Origin of the sequence: Moorella mulderi DSM 14980 (genome assembly GCF_001594015.1) — a bacterium.
GTDB lineage: Bacteria > Bacillota > DSM-521 > Neomoorellales > Neomoorellaceae > Neomoorella > Neomoorella mulderi.
Genome location: NZ_LTBC01000010.1, coordinates 1 through 15,758, shown reverse-complemented (window position 1 = coordinate 15,758; position 15,758 = coordinate 1). Strand labels below are relative to the sequence as shown.

15 protein-coding genes and 1 pseudogene are annotated in these 15,758 nt (G+C 47.2%); 4 read left to right on the top strand and 12 right to left on the bottom strand.

What is annotated here, in order from left to right:
- Window positions 1–259: 259 nt before the first annotated feature.
- The 5 genes from MOMUL_RS10975 to MOMUL_RS10955 all read right to left on the bottom strand — a co-directional run bounded on the left by MOMUL_RS10975 (window position 260) and on the right by MOMUL_RS10955 (window position 4,995).
- On the bottom strand, window positions 260–1,693 hold the full coding sequence (locus MOMUL_RS10975) for an RtcB family protein (RefSeq protein ID WP_084785607.1): 1,434 nt from the start codon (window positions 1,691–1,693) through the stop codon (window positions 260–262).
- Window positions 1,694–1,780: 87 nt separating this feature from the next.
- Window positions 1,781–1,909, bottom strand: a complete 129-nt coding sequence (locus MOMUL_RS17555) for a hypothetical protein (RefSeq protein ID WP_269085209.1) — start codon at window positions 1,907–1,909, stop codon at window positions 1,781–1,783.
- On the bottom strand, window positions 1,909–2,466 hold the full coding sequence (locus tag MOMUL_RS10970; protein ID WP_062284902.1) for a cysteine hydrolase family protein: 558 nt from the start codon (window positions 2,464–2,466) through the stop codon (window positions 1,909–1,911). The genes MOMUL_RS17555 and MOMUL_RS10970 overlap by 1 nt, the downstream gene beginning before the upstream one ends.
- Window positions 2,467–3,094: 628 nt before the next feature.
- Complete coding sequence (locus MOMUL_RS10960) at window positions 3,095–4,558, bottom strand: sodium:solute symporter family protein (protein WP_062284899.1); 1,464 nt, start codon at window positions 4,556–4,558, stop codon at window positions 3,095–3,097.
- 179 nt (window positions 4,559–4,737) lie between these two features.
- Window positions 4,738–4,995 carry a hypothetical protein gene (locus MOMUL_RS10955; protein ID WP_062284897.1) on the bottom strand — a complete coding sequence of 86 codons (258 nt, stop codon included), beginning with the start codon at window positions 4,993–4,995 and terminating at the stop codon, window positions 4,738–4,740.
- Between the two features lie 116 nt (window positions 4,996–5,111).
- On the opposite strand from MOMUL_RS10955, the gene MOMUL_RS10950 reads away from it, so the two are divergent.
- The gene (locus MOMUL_RS10950) at window positions 5,112–5,384 is read left to right on the top strand and encodes a hypothetical protein (protein WP_161485009.1); all 273 of its coding nucleotides are present in this window, start codon (window positions 5,112–5,114) and stop codon (window positions 5,382–5,384) included.
- Window positions 5,385–5,610: 226 nt separating this feature from the next.
- On the top strand, window positions 5,611–6,984 hold the full coding sequence (locus MOMUL_RS10945; RefSeq protein ID WP_062284893.1) for an ISNCY family transposase: 1,374 nt from the start codon (window positions 5,611–5,613) through the stop codon (window positions 6,982–6,984).
- A gap of 146 nt (window positions 6,985–7,130) precedes the next feature.
- On the opposite strand, the gene MOMUL_RS10940 is transcribed toward MOMUL_RS10945, so the two are convergent.
- Window positions 7,131–8,414, bottom strand: coding sequence for a transposase (locus MOMUL_RS10940; protein WP_062284892.1), 1,284 nt, complete (start codon window positions 8,412–8,414; stop codon window positions 7,131–7,133).
- A complete protein-coding gene (locus tag MOMUL_RS18005; protein ID WP_489671600.1) occupies window positions 8,302–8,604 on the bottom strand; it encodes a transposase in 303 nt (100 codons plus the stop codon). The genes MOMUL_RS10940 and MOMUL_RS18005 overlap by 113 nt, the downstream gene beginning before the upstream one ends.
- Window positions 8,605–8,700: 96 nt before the next feature.
- Here MOMUL_RS18005 and MOMUL_RS15835 point away from each other — a divergent pair.
- Window positions 8,701–8,990 (top strand): annotated as a pseudogene (locus tag MOMUL_RS15835) (transposase); the annotation flags it as partial.
- Between the two features lie 337 nt (window positions 8,991–9,327).
- Here the strand turns inward: MOMUL_RS15835 and MOMUL_RS10930 are convergent.
- The 5 genes from MOMUL_RS10930 to MOMUL_RS10910 all read right to left on the bottom strand — a co-directional run bounded on the left by MOMUL_RS10930 (window position 9,328) and on the right by MOMUL_RS10910 (window position 14,583).
- Window positions 9,328–10,104 (bottom strand): SDR family NAD(P)-dependent oxidoreductase, encoded by a 777-nt coding sequence (locus tag MOMUL_RS10930; RefSeq protein WP_062284889.1) that lies wholly within the window; start codon window positions 10,102–10,104, stop codon window positions 9,328–9,330.
- 322 nt (window positions 10,105–10,426) lie between these two features.
- Window positions 10,427–10,639 (bottom strand): MoaD/ThiS family protein, encoded by a 213-nt coding sequence (locus tag MOMUL_RS10925; protein ID WP_062284887.1) that lies wholly within the window; start codon window positions 10,637–10,639, stop codon window positions 10,427–10,429.
- Between the two features lie 55 nt (window positions 10,640–10,694).
- Window positions 10,695–12,587, bottom strand: a complete 1,893-nt coding sequence (locus MOMUL_RS10920; RefSeq protein ID WP_062284885.1) for an aldehyde ferredoxin oxidoreductase family protein — start codon at window positions 12,585–12,587, stop codon at window positions 10,695–10,697.
- Window positions 12,588–12,695: 108 nt separating this feature from the next.
- Entirely contained in the window at window positions 12,696–13,901 is a 1,206-nt protein-coding gene (locus MOMUL_RS10915) for an MFS transporter (RefSeq protein WP_062284884.1), read from the bottom strand.
- 109 nt (window positions 13,902–14,010) lie between these two features.
- On the bottom strand, window positions 14,011–14,583 hold the full coding sequence (locus MOMUL_RS10910) for a TetR/AcrR family transcriptional regulator (RefSeq protein WP_062284882.1): 573 nt from the start codon (window positions 14,581–14,583) through the stop codon (window positions 14,011–14,013).
- Window positions 14,584–15,181: 598 nt separating this feature from the next.
- Between MOMUL_RS10910 and MOMUL_RS17550 the strand changes: the two genes are divergently transcribed.
- Window positions 15,182–15,493: a transposase gene (locus MOMUL_RS17550; RefSeq protein ID WP_062284880.1), complete on the top strand. Its 312-nt coding sequence runs from the start codon at window positions 15,182–15,184 to the stop codon at window positions 15,491–15,493.
- Window positions 15,494–15,758: the final 265 nt, after the last annotated feature.

Genomic DNA, 15,758 nt, shown 5'->3' with positions numbered 1-15,758 from the left:
GCGCTACTTTTTAACGGTACAACTATCAACCCTTTCCTGCATAACATAAATTTCTCCTGCCCTGGGTCCTATTATATCTCAACAAATAACTATATTAAGCCGTATGGTTTTTATTTATTATACCATTTACCGGGACGTACAGGCCAACAAGTTAAGTGTAGTTTAATACGCTGAATGGGACCCTCTCCGGGATCACTCCGCTTCCACTCCGCTTTCTGGACACTTGTATCATAAAGTTGGATTTAACTTCACGCTTCGATCAGGCTTCCTCCCCTTCACCCTTCAGCACCCCCAGGGGCTGCAGCCTGGCCACCGGCCGGGTCAGCCCGGCCTCGACCAGGGTGGCGACAACCGCATCGATATCTTTATAGGCCAGGGGCGCTTCATCTTTTAAAAAGTTGATGTCCCTGGCAGCGACGACGACACCGCCGATCTGGTTCAATAAATCCTCCCGGGAAAATTCCTGCCGGGCTTTTTTACGGGACATAACCCGGCCGGCGCCGTGGTTCACCGAGCAGAAGGTCTTCCCTATTGCGCCGGTCCCTACCACTACATAGGAGGCGGTGCCCATGCTCCCCGGGATGATGGCCGGGTGGCCTGTTGCCAGGTAACAGCGGGGATTACCCCCATGCCCTGCGGGCAGGGCCCGGGTCGCCCCCTTGCGGTGGACTAAGAGCCACCTTGTGCCATGCTTTTCTTTTTTGGCAATGTTATGGGCCACGTCATAGAGAAGGTCCAGGCCCAGTTCTTCCTCCGGCTTTTTTAAAACTTCAACAAAGGCTTCCCGGACAAAGTGGGTAATGAGCTGGCGGTTGGCGAAAGCGTAATTGGCAGCCAGGGCCATAGCTTTGAGGTAATTCTGGCCGTCTTGCGAAGGGATGGGGGCGCAGGCAAGGCCCTTGACCGGCGCCCGCGTGCCGTTTCGTTCCGCATTGGCCCACATGAGGTTGCTGTAATCGGTGCAGATCTGGTGGCCTAAGCCCCGGCTGCCGGTATGGATTAAAATGTAGAGGTGGTCTTTATGGAGCCCGAACCTGCCGGCCAGGCCCTCCTCCAGGACGGCCGCCACCTTGCCGATTTCTACAAAGTGATTGCCGCCGCCGATGGTGGCCAGCTGGTCGGCCCGCTCCCGCGCCGCCTTGCTCACGGCAGCCACGTCGGCACCTGGGAGGCAACCGCCGTCTTCTATTCTCTCCCTATCCTCCCGGCGGCCAAAGCCCTCTTTGATAAAGTATCCGGCGCCGCCGGCGGCAATGGCTTCTAAACTGGCCTGGCGCAGTTCTTTGACTGTGCTGACGCGCCCCACCCCCGCCGGCACCCTCCGGGCCATGGCCGCCAGCAGCTTTGTAAGCATAGCCCGTTCTATTTCCGCGGCCGGGATTCTGGTAGTCAATAATCGCACGCCGCAGTTGATGTCCATCCCCACCGCCCCCGCGGAGACGACGCCCCGCTCGTAGTCGGCAGCCATCACCCCGCCGATGGGCAGGCCGTAGCCGGTATGGATATCGGGCATGCCGATGACCGGCCCGACTACCCCGGGTAAAAGGGAGGCATTATAAAGCTGCTCCAGGGCCTCAGTCTCCGTAAAAGCGGCCAGGAGTTTTTCACTCAGGTAAACATGAATCGCTACCGGGCTGTCTCCCGCCCGGTAAGTATAGCAGTTTTCAGCCAGCAGTTGCAGCTTTTCCGGCATAAGATTCCTCTCCAGGAAAACGGCTATTCTTTCGTCGGGTTTCCAGTTCCGTACCGGACCCGGCGGTAACTCTCTGTCTCAGTCCCACTAGTAATTTGCCAGCCAGCTTCCAGGTATGCCGGCATATACCAGGCTAAAGACAACTCTCTTACTCCAGAGCTGGCCTCCTGTTAAGAGCAAAAGGCACTCCCATTCCCGGTAACTCAGGCAGGCCATTATTCAACCACCTGGAGCCCCAGAACCTGCCGCATCTGGTCCAGGGCCCAGCGGTGAGCTTCGAGGTCAAAAGAAGCCATACCTTCCGCCAGGACGCGGACAGGAATATCACGGTTGGCCAGCTCTTCAGCCGTAAAAAAGCAGCAAATGTTAGTACATACGCCCACCAGGTCGACCTGGCTCACCTTTTCCATAGGGCTGCCCGGCGCCAGCCCCAGCCAGGCATCTAAATCTGTGTTAAAGAAAGCGCTATAGCGGTTCTTCTTGAGAAATTTAATCTGCCCTGTCCCCTCATAAGGTGCAATTAGCGCCTGTAACTCAGGGATCAGGGCCTGGCCGGGAGTCCCTTCTAAACAATGGGGCGGAAATTTTTGAAATTCAGCGTCACCAGGGATATGGGTATCCAGGGTGAAAAGCACTTCCTGCCCCCCGGACAGGGCCTCCTGCACTTTGCCGGCTACATAAGGTATTATGTCCCTAGCCGCCGGAAAACCTAAAGCCCCGCCTGCGGCGACAAAATCATTCTGCATGTCGATGACAAAAAGGATGCGGCGCATAGCTGGCCTCCTTCCAGGACAAATGATTTAAAAAGAAAATAGGCGTCGCGCATATTATACCATAACGCCTATAGCAGTACAGTATATACTATTACCGGATGGAAAACTTTAAATCTTTTTTCTCGTCTGATTATTAATAATTTCTTATTAAGCGCCCCTATTTCGCTGCGGCTGGTACTGATCGCCAGGCAACCGGTGTCTAACAGGTGCTTGATCTGTTCCTCCTTCTTACTCAGGCCGCCGGCCATTTGCCCGGGAAAAAGGTGAGAATATGCCGGTTCACCCAATTTGTTAAGATACGGCCGAATTGGGTTAAAGAGTGTTGTTAGCTGAGGAGCTGTTGTTCGATACTAGCAATACCTTCTTCGTCCTTAAGTGGGATGAAGAAGGTATGGCGTTCTAAGTAGATGGCTACTAGGATACCGGAGTTAATTATCAGATCATAAAGAAACGGCGGTAGCCATCAAAAATCTTTAGGAGGCCGGAAAAGGGCAGAAAGGATTTGGTAGTTGGCGTCATCATTAGCTAAAAGTAATACGAGCTTAAGGCCACTATAATGGTCAAGTAGAGGTATACTGCGATGCATACTTCTAATGGACCATCTTGCCTCCCATCTATAAAATCCAATTTAGTAACGAAGGTTACATCTCATGACCCCAGCTCTAGGTCTTAGAAACGAAGATACTAGCGTGATAACAACCATTATTACAGCAGACACAACCACACCTAGTATGACAGGCAACGTATCTGGCTGGACGGGGAGAATATTAATTAACGGATGTGTAATGAGTACCGTGATGAACCCGCCCGCCATAGACCCGCCGATTGCATACTTATTCACGCGGCGCCAAACCAGGCACACATATAGCGGGACCAGAAAACATGCCGCAATCACCGCTCCGACAAGCGTCAGCATGTTCATGATCAGTGATGGCGGGTTCAAGGCCAGCCACAATGCAGTCAGCCCGCAGAGAGAGCTTGCGACCCGTCCCCGAGCCGCCAGGGTACTGGGCCGAGCCAAATCCGCATCTTTTCTGAGCAAATGAGTATAAAGGTCATGCGCCAGAGCAGACGACCCTGCTAATAACTGCACGCTCATCGTGGACATGGCAGCAGCTAACATCGCTGCCAAGCCAATACCGATCCATAAGGGCGATGAGAATACTCTATCCATTATTAAGATGAAACCCATATCTGGATTGTCAACCGGCATAACATAAGCCCCAATGGCCAGATATACTACGATCATACCCAGCCAAAATAACCGCTCGAATATCAACCCCCAAAGAATTGTCCGTCGCGCCTCAGTAGCGCTACGAGTAGCAAACACCCGCATAATAATATTAGGAGATGCCAATACGATGGAGGTCGTCATGAGAGCGAATGTAATTGGGTAAACAATTCCCGCTTTACCTTCCATCGTAAGAAACCATGGGAATTTTTCAGCAACCATACCCACTAACTCGCTAAATCCCCCTGCGCGCTGGATGCTCACAATGGCTACAGTTACCGATACGAGCACCATGAGCACGGCTTGAACAACACCACTCCATATGGATGAAAGCATGCCACCCAGCACCGTATAGACAATAAGACAACCACTGAAAAGCAAGGTGCTTGTAGCATAGGGAACTCCCAACACATACTCACCCACCATTCCTATCGCCTTGGTTTGGACGACCAAATATCCAATCATGGTGAACACCACAATAACAGCACTTATCCCGCGCAGGACCCGTGAACCTCCAATGCGCTCGAAATACTCCGGCAAACTGGTGAAGCCTTCTGCGCGAAGGCGCGGCGCGATCATGTATGCCAATAATAACATAGCTGCAGGCCCGAACCATAAATTCCATTGGCACAAACCTATTCCACCAAAGGTGTATGCTGCCCCGACACCAGCCGCAAGTACCCCAGCACTCAGCATGTCGGAGGTGAACGCGAGCCCGGCAAAGAAACTCCCGATAGACCTGCCGGCAACGTAGTACTGTTCATCATCCCTGCCGGCTCGTCTCCAAAAAAAGATACCTGTGGCTGCAATTATAACCAGATACACTAGAGTAATGTCTAACTCAATAACCTTAAGATGCATTTTTAATAGCCCCCCTTACCGTAGCCCGACCGAACCCGGCCCGGGCAGGCTACTTCTTACCTCGTTACACTCGCTATAGCTAGAAGGCTACTTCTGCAATACTCATTAAACTGAACGTGCTCCCCACATACTCACCTCCGCTCCCTCGACTGACAGGAACAAGGCTGACAGACCAAGGGTTACTTTTCACAATCTTCATGCTGCAGACCGTCGTTTCTTGTCCTATTACCCCAGTATTCCAAGACGAGCATCAAAACGATCACAGCCGCTGGTATCATCAGCCCGACAAACGTCACCGCCACACAACCTGCAGGCGAGAATTGGGGTTTAAAAATGGTTACGGCTAGGAACGCTAATGTAAAAAATATGATCAGACCAACACCAAAACCCAAGCCGACGCGGCTAAGGCACCTATCGCGCTGCATCGTTCCAAACAACTACTGCCACCTCCTATTACCTGCCTACTCGTACTTTGGCAACTAGACAAGTTTCTCCTTAAGAATAAGGTGGTCGGGTAGAGGTATGCCTCGCGGCATACCCCCCTCACAGAACAGTGCTGGCGCAATTAACGCACACGACTCCTCAAGGAATTCTTTACGCAATGTATGCCGACGGCAACCGGATGACTATGATAATTACATATATTCTTGAACTTCTCCCCATCAAAGCTGGCTGGGCACCTATCTACTACGAGCACGTGTTTTGTAAAATAGACGAAAAGAAGTTTGCACCTCTTTATTGCGAAAATAACGGTAGGCCCAACAAGCCGGTCAACATCCTCCTTTCCCTGGAATTTATTAAGCACCTGTATGACTACACCGACTAAGAACTTTTAGAGCAGTATTACTTCAACTACTAGATAGTTCCTCCTGAAAAAATCCAGGGATAAAAGTCTTAGCGTCTCAGAAAACCGAATAGTTTTTAGCAAAACAGAAGGAGTTACCATCCTCTGGATCGAATCTTGTAAGTAGAAGCAAACAAGAAAACCCAGAAGGAGGAACTCCTATGAATAACATTCGCCACACCACCTCCTTTTCCTGCAGGGTGATCCCATGTTAAGGCTAAAAGATCCGCAGCTCATCCTGTGGGATGCCCTGTTGCCATCTGACCTGGTCCAGCTCAATCCTGAACTGGCCTGGGTGGATGAACTACTAGATGACGATAAGTTTATGGCTCCATTCATCAGCCGGTTTGAAACGCGCCTTGGCAGGCCAACTATCCCTATGGAAACCTACTTGCGCATGATGTACTTGAAGCACCGCTACGGCCTGGGTTATGAAGTTTTAGTCCAGGAGGTAAATGACAGTATTAAGTGGCGGCGTTTCTGCCGTATTCCCTTAACCCAAAAGGTACCCCATGCTACTACTTTGATTAAACTCACCAAACGCTGTGGCCTCGGGGTTGTAAAAGAACTCAATGCCGCTCTACTTCAGGAAGCCCGGGAGAAAAAGATTATCCGGGGACGCAAGCTACAGGTAGACACCACGGTAGTAGAAGCCAATATTCATCATCCTACAGACGCCAGCCTTTTAGCCGACGGAGTACGGGTTATCACCCGTACCGTGAAAAAAATTCAGGAAGCAGGTCTGGCCATAGCGGGGACTTTTCATAACCGGCAACGTTCCATTAAAAAACGCATCTATGAGATCAATAAAGTGTTAAAACGCCGTAGTAACGAAGCCTATCAAGAAGTCCGGGAAATTACAGGCGCAATTCTTAAAACCACCTGGAAGGTTATTGCCGAAGCTACCAGTATAGTCAGGGAAGCCAAGGACACCCTCCAGCAGCAAGGGGATCAAGTTAAAGGGAAAATCCGTGCCCTGGTCCAGACGTTAGAAGAAACTATCAGCCGCACGGAAAAGATTGTAACCCAAACGGCAGCCGTCCAGGAGGGGAATTTGCATCTTCCCGACCGGATGGTGAGTATCTTTGACCCTGACGCCCGGCCCATTAAAAAGGGCAAAATTAATGCTCCAGTAGAGTTTGGCTACAAGGTGCTGCTCCAGGAAGCGGAACACAATATAATCACCGGTTATGAGGTGTTGCGGGGGAACCCCGCGGATGATACACTGCTCCTTGGCGCAGTAGAGGATCATACTGAGACTTTCAAACGTCCACTCTGTGCCCTTGCTGCCGATAGAGATTTTGGCGGTTCAGGTAACGAAAGTAGTTGCCATCAACTTGGGGTAAAGCAAGTTAGCTTACCCCGGAAAGGTAAAATCAGTAAAGCTCGCAAAGTCTATCAATCGCAAAGCTGGTTCAAACGTCTCCAACGCTGGCGCGCTGGAGGGGAGGCTACTATTAGTCTTCTTAAACGCAAATATGGTTTACGCCGCAGTCTTTCCAGGGGATATGAAGGCACTGCCACCTGGGTGGGCTATGGAATTCTGGCCCATAATCTGTACAGGTTGGCAACAATGGTATAACAAGATAGTTGAAGCAGTTAGAAATCTACTAGGACTACAGTCCAGAATTAACATTTCCCCTTATGCGATGCAAAAAGTGGACTTTTTCAGGGGGAACTAGTTAGCCTATGCCCTAGAAGTGCTGTGAGAAACCTTTCAAACAACAGTTAATCGGAGGCAGAAACACAGTAAAATAAAAGTTGTAGCAGTAGGGCCACTCTTTCTTGTAGGGCGGTTACCACAGTTTGGGTCATTTTAATGGCCTTCGCTGCCCGTTTTTTCCGACGCCAAATCCAGGTGGCCAGACGTTTTATATTCTGTACCACTGCAGTCATCTTTCCCTGTTCATCTACCGCAGCCAAGCCATAGCTCCTGGCCCGGTCCAGGCCATGATGTTCTTTGGCTTCTGCAAAGGTGTGTTCGATACGGACACGATAACGATAGGTACGGCGGTATTCCCTGCTTTGCTTCAACGTTAGGGCCAGGTTCCTGGCCCTGGCTATCCGGATACGTTCTTTCCGCTTGCTATACGTTAAAAGGTGATAAGTCCGGCGTTTCCAGGTCGGTAACGGCTCCAACCGTACGTCTCCTATGGGTACCAGGGGCTGATAGCCTAATGCGATCACTTCCGCCAGGAAATCTCCCGCGGTGTAATTGCCGTCACCCAGGAAGAAGCGTTTTTCTTCTTCCGGGGATAAAGGTGGTAAAAGGGGACTGGCTTTTTTCAGCATTTCCAGGGCGGCTGCCCGCTCCAATGCTCCATTGGCTAATGTTGCCATGGCGTCGACAATAATACCAGAGCGAACATCGAGCAGGTCGTGAGCCAGATAGCTGAGTTTCGCTTCCTTACCAGGACCTTTGCGGAAGAGCCGGGCCTCGGGGTCAGTAGTGGAACGATGAGTGGCGTTGCTGAACTTCTCCCCATGAAAATCCGGGTCGCCTGCTTTCCTCCCGGAAAGATCCCGGGAAGGTTTAACGTCTTGTAAAACTTGGCCTTCTGGCTTTTTATCACTTTGCCCCTGGCCCCTTACCGGGGGTTCACCGCCACTTGGGGGTTCGCTTTTGTCCTCTGATTTTGTGATAGCTTCCAGATCTTTCTCATCTTGTTTTTTGAGTTCTTCAAGGTATTTATCCAGCGGTTGGGGGGTGAACGCTTCCAGGCTTTTTATCGCTGCCCGCGCTTTAACAATGGTGCCATCGGCGGCCAACACGTCGCCTTTCACCAAGCCGGCTGCAACGCATTGTCGCACAATCTCGCGCATGATCACCTCAAATAAACCGTGGTTACGCCAGAGCTTTCTGGCTTTGACCAGGGTGGTTCGATCGGGTAGAGGACTGTTAAAGTCCAGACCACAGAACCACAGATAGCCGCCATGCAGGGGTAATTCCGTGAACAGGCGGTTTTCGGAAATACCCAGCAGGTATGACAGGGTAATGAGGCGAAAAGCCATTTCCGGGTCTTTCCGGGTCTATCGATGGCCGCCCGGTATGGGAGTACAAATGGGCTACCCTGGCACGGATGAACGAAAAATCACCTGCTGCATCAATACGGCGGAGGTAGTAATCATCTGGGATCAGGCTTTCAATATCGATAACCTGGATAGCTATTTGCCGCCGCAGGTTTTCGGTGCTTCCTAACAACGAAATCCTCTCCTGGAAAGTAGATGTGATTACTAATAAGGATTCGATGTTGGTTGCCAAATACCTGCCAATTAGATCGAGTTTTTCACAACGCTTCTAGGGCAACGCAATCTAGGTGAACTTTACATTTCTGAAATGGACCTTCTATGACTTTCGCCACCGGGTTTACGAGTATACCCTTAAGCATCCGGAAGCAGAGGACCTGATATTCCAGCAGTTCCAAGGACTTCTTGACCATTTTATCGCCATCACTAAAATCAAGACCAATGAACAGCGCATGGATTCCACCGCTATCATGCCCAATATCAAACGCGCCAGAAGGTTAACCCTGGCCTTCTATATATTAAAAAAGGGTGGCGGCTTGCCTCCAGGAGCTGTTGCCAGATTAAAAGCTGGTTTCTGGTTAAAGCCAAGGAGATCAAGGAAATATCTGCCAAGCCCAAAACGTCTATATGGCAAGGGGTTAGTTTCTCTGTATGATGAAAAAACGGGTAAAAAAAGGAAGTAATAATGATTCTCCTAATTCTTATAAGGAGATTGCCATGTCCATCAAATAACATTTTTGCTGTCAAAGAGCTCTTGGGTACTAAAGATGAGCATTTTAATTTTGGGTTCTTTAGGCTCTTGCACCGAAATCACTTTTATATATTAAAATGTCGTTTTCATACGGGCATGCAAATGCATGCCCGTATGAAAGAAATTATATTTAAATTCAGATGTAATCTATCTAAGAATATAACCACCATCAACATTCACAACAATACCCGTAATCATTTTTGATTCATCGGAAGCGAGGAACAAGGCACATTCAGCAACATCTTCAGGCATAATCATATGGCCAAGAGGTACGCTACTTTCAATCATTTTCATCATCTTATCACGTTGATCTTCTCCCATTTCAAGAAGCCTGGCCTTCATCATCGTACTGTATACTGGTCCCGGACAAATGCAATTTACACGGATATTATATTGAGCTACTTCATTTGCCAATTGTTTCGTAAATATAATTAATCCGCCTTTTGAAGCAGCATAAGCACAGGTATTGGGACGTGGCATCTGTCCAGCGGTGGATGCTGTATTGATAATCACGCCTCCTCCCTGTTGTTTAAAGTGCGGCAATGCCCACTTGCAAGTTAAGAATGGCCCTGTTAAATTAACGGCTATGACTTTGTCCCAAGCCTCCCTAGTAACTTCATCTACAGGTCTTTCAGGGTTCATTGTTATTCCGGCATTATTATACAGAATATCAATCTTACCAAATGTCTTAATAGCGGTCTCAATCATGTTTTTTACTTGTTCTTCATCTGAAACGTCAATTTTAACAAAGATAGCTTCTCCTCCATTAGCAACAATATTTTCAACGGTCTCATTCCCACCATCCATCGTGATGTCGGCTACTACAACCTTGGCTCCTTCTTTTGCAAAAAGCAGGGAGGCGGCTTGTCCCTGTCCAGAGCCTGCCCCTGTAATAACAGCAACTTTATTCTTTAATCTCATCATTTTTCCTCCTTACTCTTCTTGATGTATTGGGGAATTACTATGAATAGCCTTGCTCCTGAAAGTACCAGACTAATGATTTCCAGTAATACCCAGTAGGCTCCGTCCCAACAACTCTTCAGCTTTTTTGTTATACCATAAAACCTTACCTCCTCTTACATTACCTGTTACAACTCATGCCTTTCTCTTAGTTATACTCACGTTCTCCTAACTCCTAGTGTTTTTATTTAGCAACACCTCCCTATGTTAAGGTTTACATGTTCTTGGCCGTTATAGTTGTTATAGAAGGGCAGAGTATTTCAGCAACATCTACACAAATACAATTTTATCCCCCTGACATAAACGGAAGAACGACCACTAAATCGTCATCTTGGAGTAGATATTCATGGGGTTGGTACTTGCCGTTTACAAGGGCAATATGCTGTTCCACCCCCAGTTCCTTCAACACTTCCTTTAATGGTACCGGGGCAGCTAGATTAAATATTTTCCGACCGGTATAATCGGTATAAGGAACATGCAACTCAATATATATTTTCATAAAAGCCATCTTCCTTACTCTGTCCGTTATAGTTGTTGTAGAAAGACAGAGTACTTCAGCAACACCTATGGAGATTCACGTTTATCCCCCTCACGACTTCAATCAAATCGGACAATCCAAGTTCCTTAAGAGTTTCAGGCAAGGGAATACCTGTATTCTTGTCCCAACCCATAAGTTCAAAATACATTGAACGCATCTCAGGAAGATACTTACCAGGATGAACTCCTTGGCAGGCTCCGTCTACTACTGGCGAACCATATCGCGGTGAGGGTCTCTCCACTGCAACTGTGATTCCCCGCAATAAATTATAGATCCGCATAAGATTTATGATTTTTTTACCGATCCGCATAATCTTATTGAGGTCATACTCCTCTCCTGTAGAAGCATTGACCGCCTCGATTACATACTGAATATTTTCCGTCATAAAGCGGCATACACCGAGGCTATCTTCAAATACACGCCTGCCAGCAACACCAGCATTTTGTCTTGCTACCTGCTGCCAATCGGAGGGGTCCGTCCTAGGTTGCAGGCCATGCTGAGTAACGTCCAAGAAGCCACCCACCACTTCGATTGTCCCAGTACTTGATACATGTACGTCAAGATATTCAGGCCACATTGCTAGTGATCTATGGTCATGACCTCTCGGCGTATTCCCTTTTTCCGTAAAAACAGCGCAATCATGAGCAGGCCCGCCGACATGCTTTGCAGCTCGTCTAGCTCCTCCGGCAAGAATATCGCCGAAACCTCTACGGTAAGCAATCATCTCAATTAGCTTTCTCGTACTTTCCACATTGCCCCATCCGAGCTCTAGCCCACCGAAATCCTCCTTCGTGAAGTATCCTTTTTCATAGCACTCAATGCACCAAGCCACCACCCAAGACGTTTCATTGCCATCCATACCGAGGCGGTCGACATAATTTGCCAGTACCATTGCATCAGCAGGGTTATTAACTCCAATCACAGAGCCAAATCCAGCCATAAGTTCATATTCTGCTTCTTCAAACTCCTCAAGATCCTTATAAGGTCCCTCCTTAAATTTTATGTCGACACAATGCGACCAGTTGCATCCAAAGCAAGGTCTTCTTTTTATGTCATATAAGTTGTTCCTTAGCTTTCTAGGATCGAATTCCGAGGCTTCTGGAAAAATGCTTGTCGTTAGATTTTTGACCGGAAGAACTCCGGCAGCGGGTGCAGGTGGGAATCCGACAATAGTACCATAAGCAGCTGTATCTGCACCCGCTCTTGATTCTTTAGCGTATTCATTCATTTTTTTTGCTGCGTCTACTAAAGCTTCTTTATTATAAAAGTTAACCTTTTTCTTGCCTTTTTTTACAGCGATAGCCTTGATTCTCTTGGCACCCAGAACAGCACCGTTACCATTGTGTGCAGCTACATGGCCATAATCTCCAATGAGACATGCAAAGTTAACAAGGTTTTCCCCCGCTGGCCCAATGCAGTAAATGCTCATCCCATGCCGGTTTGTTCCGTTTTCTTCATGGATTCGGTCTTGTGTCGCGGTGGTATCTAAACCCAGCAAGTGGTCCGCCGGTCTTATTTCAACTTTGTTTTCATCGATGTATAGGTACACCCAATCATTTGACTGTCCTTCGAGGATAAGCGCATCATACCCGCAAGACCTGAGGAATGGGCCAAAGCATCCATTGGCTTGAGAAGCACAGATTCCTCCGGTCATCGCACCAATTGTCACCAGTCCAAAAGTTCCGGATCCAATCCCTGGTGTTCCTGAAAGAGGCCCAGCAGACATGATAACCTTATTTCCAGAACTATCCCACTTTACCGTTGGTGCTACTTCGTCAAATAGAATCTTTACACCAAGACCTGTACCACCGATCCACTCATGTGCAAGATCCTTGGATAATTCAAAAGAACTTATAACCTTTTCTGATAAATTTACTCGTAGCAATGATCCTGCATAACCATAAATCATAATACCACTCCTTTCTTTTTTCCCTTTGCTCTGGTGTTTAATGTTTTAACGCTTTCCTGTACCGGCTCATCTCGAGACCACCTACCCCCGCGTGACCAGTAATACCCTTTAAACACTTTCTTGCACCGGCTCTTCTTCATACGTTTTGCGATCCACGCCTCTGAGAATATAATAAATCACCGCCAAAGCTAAGGCTAAAATCGCACTGAATAGAAATCTATCTCTGATGGTTTCACCGACAATTAGTGAAAGATTATTGGTTACTAGAGGAGCTACATACTGACCAACATTGTAAAAAATATTGTAGGTTACCATGGCTCCTGTCAAAGCTGTAGCTGGAACGGCTGCAGCAAGACTCAACATATTTGCGCTCATGTTCAACATAGTTCCTCCACCCAGTATAAGGGCTCCTATAATGGGCATAATATTTGAATCATATCCCTGAAAAATAACAAACAACCCCACCCCAATAAGCAAAGTTCCGAGGGATCTTGTTGCACCTTTTAATTTCTTTGAAATAAAGACAAATATTAAACCCATCGATGAACTTCCTAAAGTCATCATAGACATAGAAGTCCCGACAATTGCTTGATTTTTTGTGCCTTCGACTGCGACCAACATAGAAAGATTATTTACCAGTGTACGAACCAACAACTGATTCAAAGCCGTCATAATGCCGAACAATATAATGATTCCACTAATCACAATTGTGGGGCCACCCGTCTTTTCTGCTCTCTCCACACCTTTATCAGGCATTAATAGAAGAACCAAAATAAACACAATTAGGAATACCGTATAAGAATAATATACGTATCTCCAATTAATGTTTGCCAGAACACCGTTTAAGGCTTGTATTAAAACACCTGTAATCAGCGCTGCTGCCATATTGTTCCACGCGGTTACGTTTTTCCTGGCGTCTCCGAAAAATTCTTCATAGATTAGGGTTGTACCGATTGGGAGCATGAAACCCATGCAAAATCCCCCGATAGCACGTCCTATTAGGATTAATGTCATATTTGTGCTAAAGGCAGGTAAAATACCTGTCAAAAACATTAATAGAGCACCCAACATGGCCAGTTTCTTTTTGGATATATATCTTGCCATGATTGGTAAAGCCAATGCACCGGGAACAACCAGCAACGATGGGATCGAAGGTATTTGCTGGAGCATTGTATCGCTAGTTCCCGCAAAGGCTGGGTCAACTTTCATGCCACCCAAAGCTGAGGCACTTAAAAAATGATACGCTCCACAGTTGGCAATACCGAAAATTACCAGCAAAAGTTTGATATTATACTTCTGTAATTGCTCTACCATATTCGTTCCTCCTTTTGTTATAACATTAGTCCATATCCCTCTGCAATAGACCGGTCTATAGATTTAATACATAGATGCCCCCTTTCTTGTTGTATTATTGATCGGCTTTTTAATAATAAAATAATATGCTTCTAATTTCTTTTTTTGCTAAAAGTAAGTGCGAAATGTTTTTTTGGGATAGAGAAAGTGTTAAAGCGCCATTAAATAAGCAAAGCAGAATCCTCGCACGTTCTTTTGCAATTTCTTCTTTAAAACCACTCTCAACAAGCCTCTCAGTAAAGAGGGTTTCTAGGGATTCAAAAGCCGACGCGCACGCTTTTCTTAAAGACTCGCTTATGTTAATAGATTCCAGTGACAATAGAGTTATAGATAGATTTTCAAACTCTCCACCTCGACTAATCTTTTCAATAAACTCTTCAAATATTAGTTCAAAGGCTTTAACAGGATCAGGTGAACTTGATAGTATTCTCTTAATTTTATTGCTTTCTGCTTTTTCGTAAGCTTTTACTACCTTAATCGCAATTTCCTCTTTGCCACCAGGAAAATAATGATACAAGCAACCTTTTGGAGCACCGCTCTGGGCAACAATTTCATTAATTCCTGTTGCGCTATAGCCTTTTTTCCGAAACAATTCCAATGCAGAATTTAGCAATTTAGTATATGTATCCAACTCTTTTTTCATACTTCGCCCCTGTTTGCGATTAAAATTGTATTCTATAAACCGGTCTATATTTAGTATAAACAGTATTACTATTAATGTCAATAATGTCAAGCAAAATTTTAGGCTGAGTCTGTGCTAACGCATGAACTTATTCCAGGACGTGGTTAAGGTGCACGAATCAGACGAACGAGCAAGGAGGCTAAAATCCAGAGAGGGAAAAAGTCCTTTCTAAAGCCTGATAGATCTGCACATGGAAAGAAGTGGAGTAAAAAATGTAAGCATAATAAGCCACCTTTTGTGGAGGATTGGAAGAAAAGGATTGAGTTACGGCTGGCTTAGTATTAAAGGGCCATTCGTATTCTAGGTTTCCCAGAGGAGCTTGATAGTTCCCCGCAGGCCCAATTCCCGTACTTACCCCACCAGTGCTCACGTATGTAAGGTCAAAATATTCAACAGGTGCCCTAGGAGACAGTTGACCAATCTACCCCTTAGGGGTAGTAAATGGTTAAAGAAACTCATAACAGCTTCCATAGATTAACTAAAATACCATAATAACCAACCAGGATTTTCCCCTTTAATGGCGAATCTATAGGGCCATGAAAGGTGGAAATCAGTTATCATGATGGGTAAAAGCGATAAACAAAAGCAACTCTCCTTTACGAACCTGGAAAACTTGAGCCAGTGGGAAGGGCTGCCCATTGTCCCGGAAGACAGCATCCCATGCCGTCCTGGGCTACCGGCTTTTCTGTGGAAAGTGATGGTACTGCAATTTCTGGATAACGTCTCCGACCGCGAAGCTGAAGCACGTGCCCGTTATGACCTGCGCTGGAAGAAGACCCTGGGAGTAGGACTAGCGGAAGCCGGTTTCGATTACTTCTATAACCTCTCTTTTCCCTTTCCGCAAGAAGAACCACGGTCAACACTGCCCTAATCTAGTCCTACCCTGCTGGCTGGAGCGGCGGCAGCCGGCGGGGTAAGAGATAAGATATTATCAACCGCCCTCCAGGTCAGGGTTGAGTTATGGTTCCCGACCTACCGGTATAATTGTCCTTGCCACCCCTGTCCTGGGGGGCGGAACCTGGCAATACTTACCCGGCTTAGATTAGGCTTCTGGCCAGCAGGAAAAAAGGCCGGCGTGGCGAAACCTTTAGGAAAAACTTGGACAAGCGAGGGTTTAAGCCGTGGGTCGCCCAGCC

Excerpts from the sequence above, each read along its gene's own strand:
- MOMUL_RS10975 (WP_084785607.1), bottom strand. The coding sequence starts at position 1,693 with ATGCCGGAAAAGCTGCAACTGCTGGCTGAAAACTGCTATACTTACCGG.
- MOMUL_RS17555 (WP_269085209.1), bottom strand. The coding sequence starts at position 1,909 with ATGGCCTGCCTGAGTTACCGGGAATGGGAGTGCCTTTTGCTCTTAACA.
- MOMUL_RS10970 (WP_062284902.1), bottom strand. The coding sequence starts at position 2,466 with ATGCGCCGCATCCTTTTTGTCATCGACATGCAGAATGATTTTGTCGCC.
- MOMUL_RS10960 (WP_062284899.1), bottom strand. The coding sequence starts at position 4,558 with ATGCATCTTAAGGTTATTGAGTTAGACATTACTCTAGTGTATCTGGTT.
- MOMUL_RS10945 (WP_062284893.1), top strand. The coding sequence starts at position 5,611 with ATGTTAAGGCTAAAAGATCCGCAGCTCATCCTGTGGGATGCCCTGTTG.
- MOMUL_RS10940 (WP_062284892.1), bottom strand. The coding sequence starts at position 8,414 with ATGGCTTTTCGCCTCATTACCCTGTCATACCTGCTGGGTATTTCCGAA.
- MOMUL_RS10930 (WP_062284889.1), bottom strand. The coding sequence starts at position 10,104 with ATGATGAGATTAAAGAATAAAGTTGCTGTTATTACAGGGGCAGGCTCT.
- MOMUL_RS10925 (WP_062284887.1), bottom strand. The coding sequence starts at position 10,639 with ATGAAAATATATATTGAGTTGCATGTTCCTTATACCGATTATACCGGT.
- MOMUL_RS10920 (WP_062284885.1), bottom strand. The coding sequence starts at position 12,587 with ATGATTTATGGTTATGCAGGATCATTGCTACGAGTAAATTTATCAGAA.
- MOMUL_RS10915 (WP_062284884.1), bottom strand. The coding sequence starts at position 13,901 with ATGGTAGAGCAATTACAGAAGTATAATATCAAACTTTTGCTGGTAATT.
- MOMUL_RS10910 (WP_062284882.1), bottom strand. The coding sequence starts at position 14,583 with ATGAAAAAAGAGTTGGATACATATACTAAATTGCTAAATTCTGCATTG.
- MOMUL_RS17550 (WP_062284880.1), top strand. The coding sequence starts at position 15,182 with ATGATGGGTAAAAGCGATAAACAAAAGCAACTCTCCTTTACGAACCTG.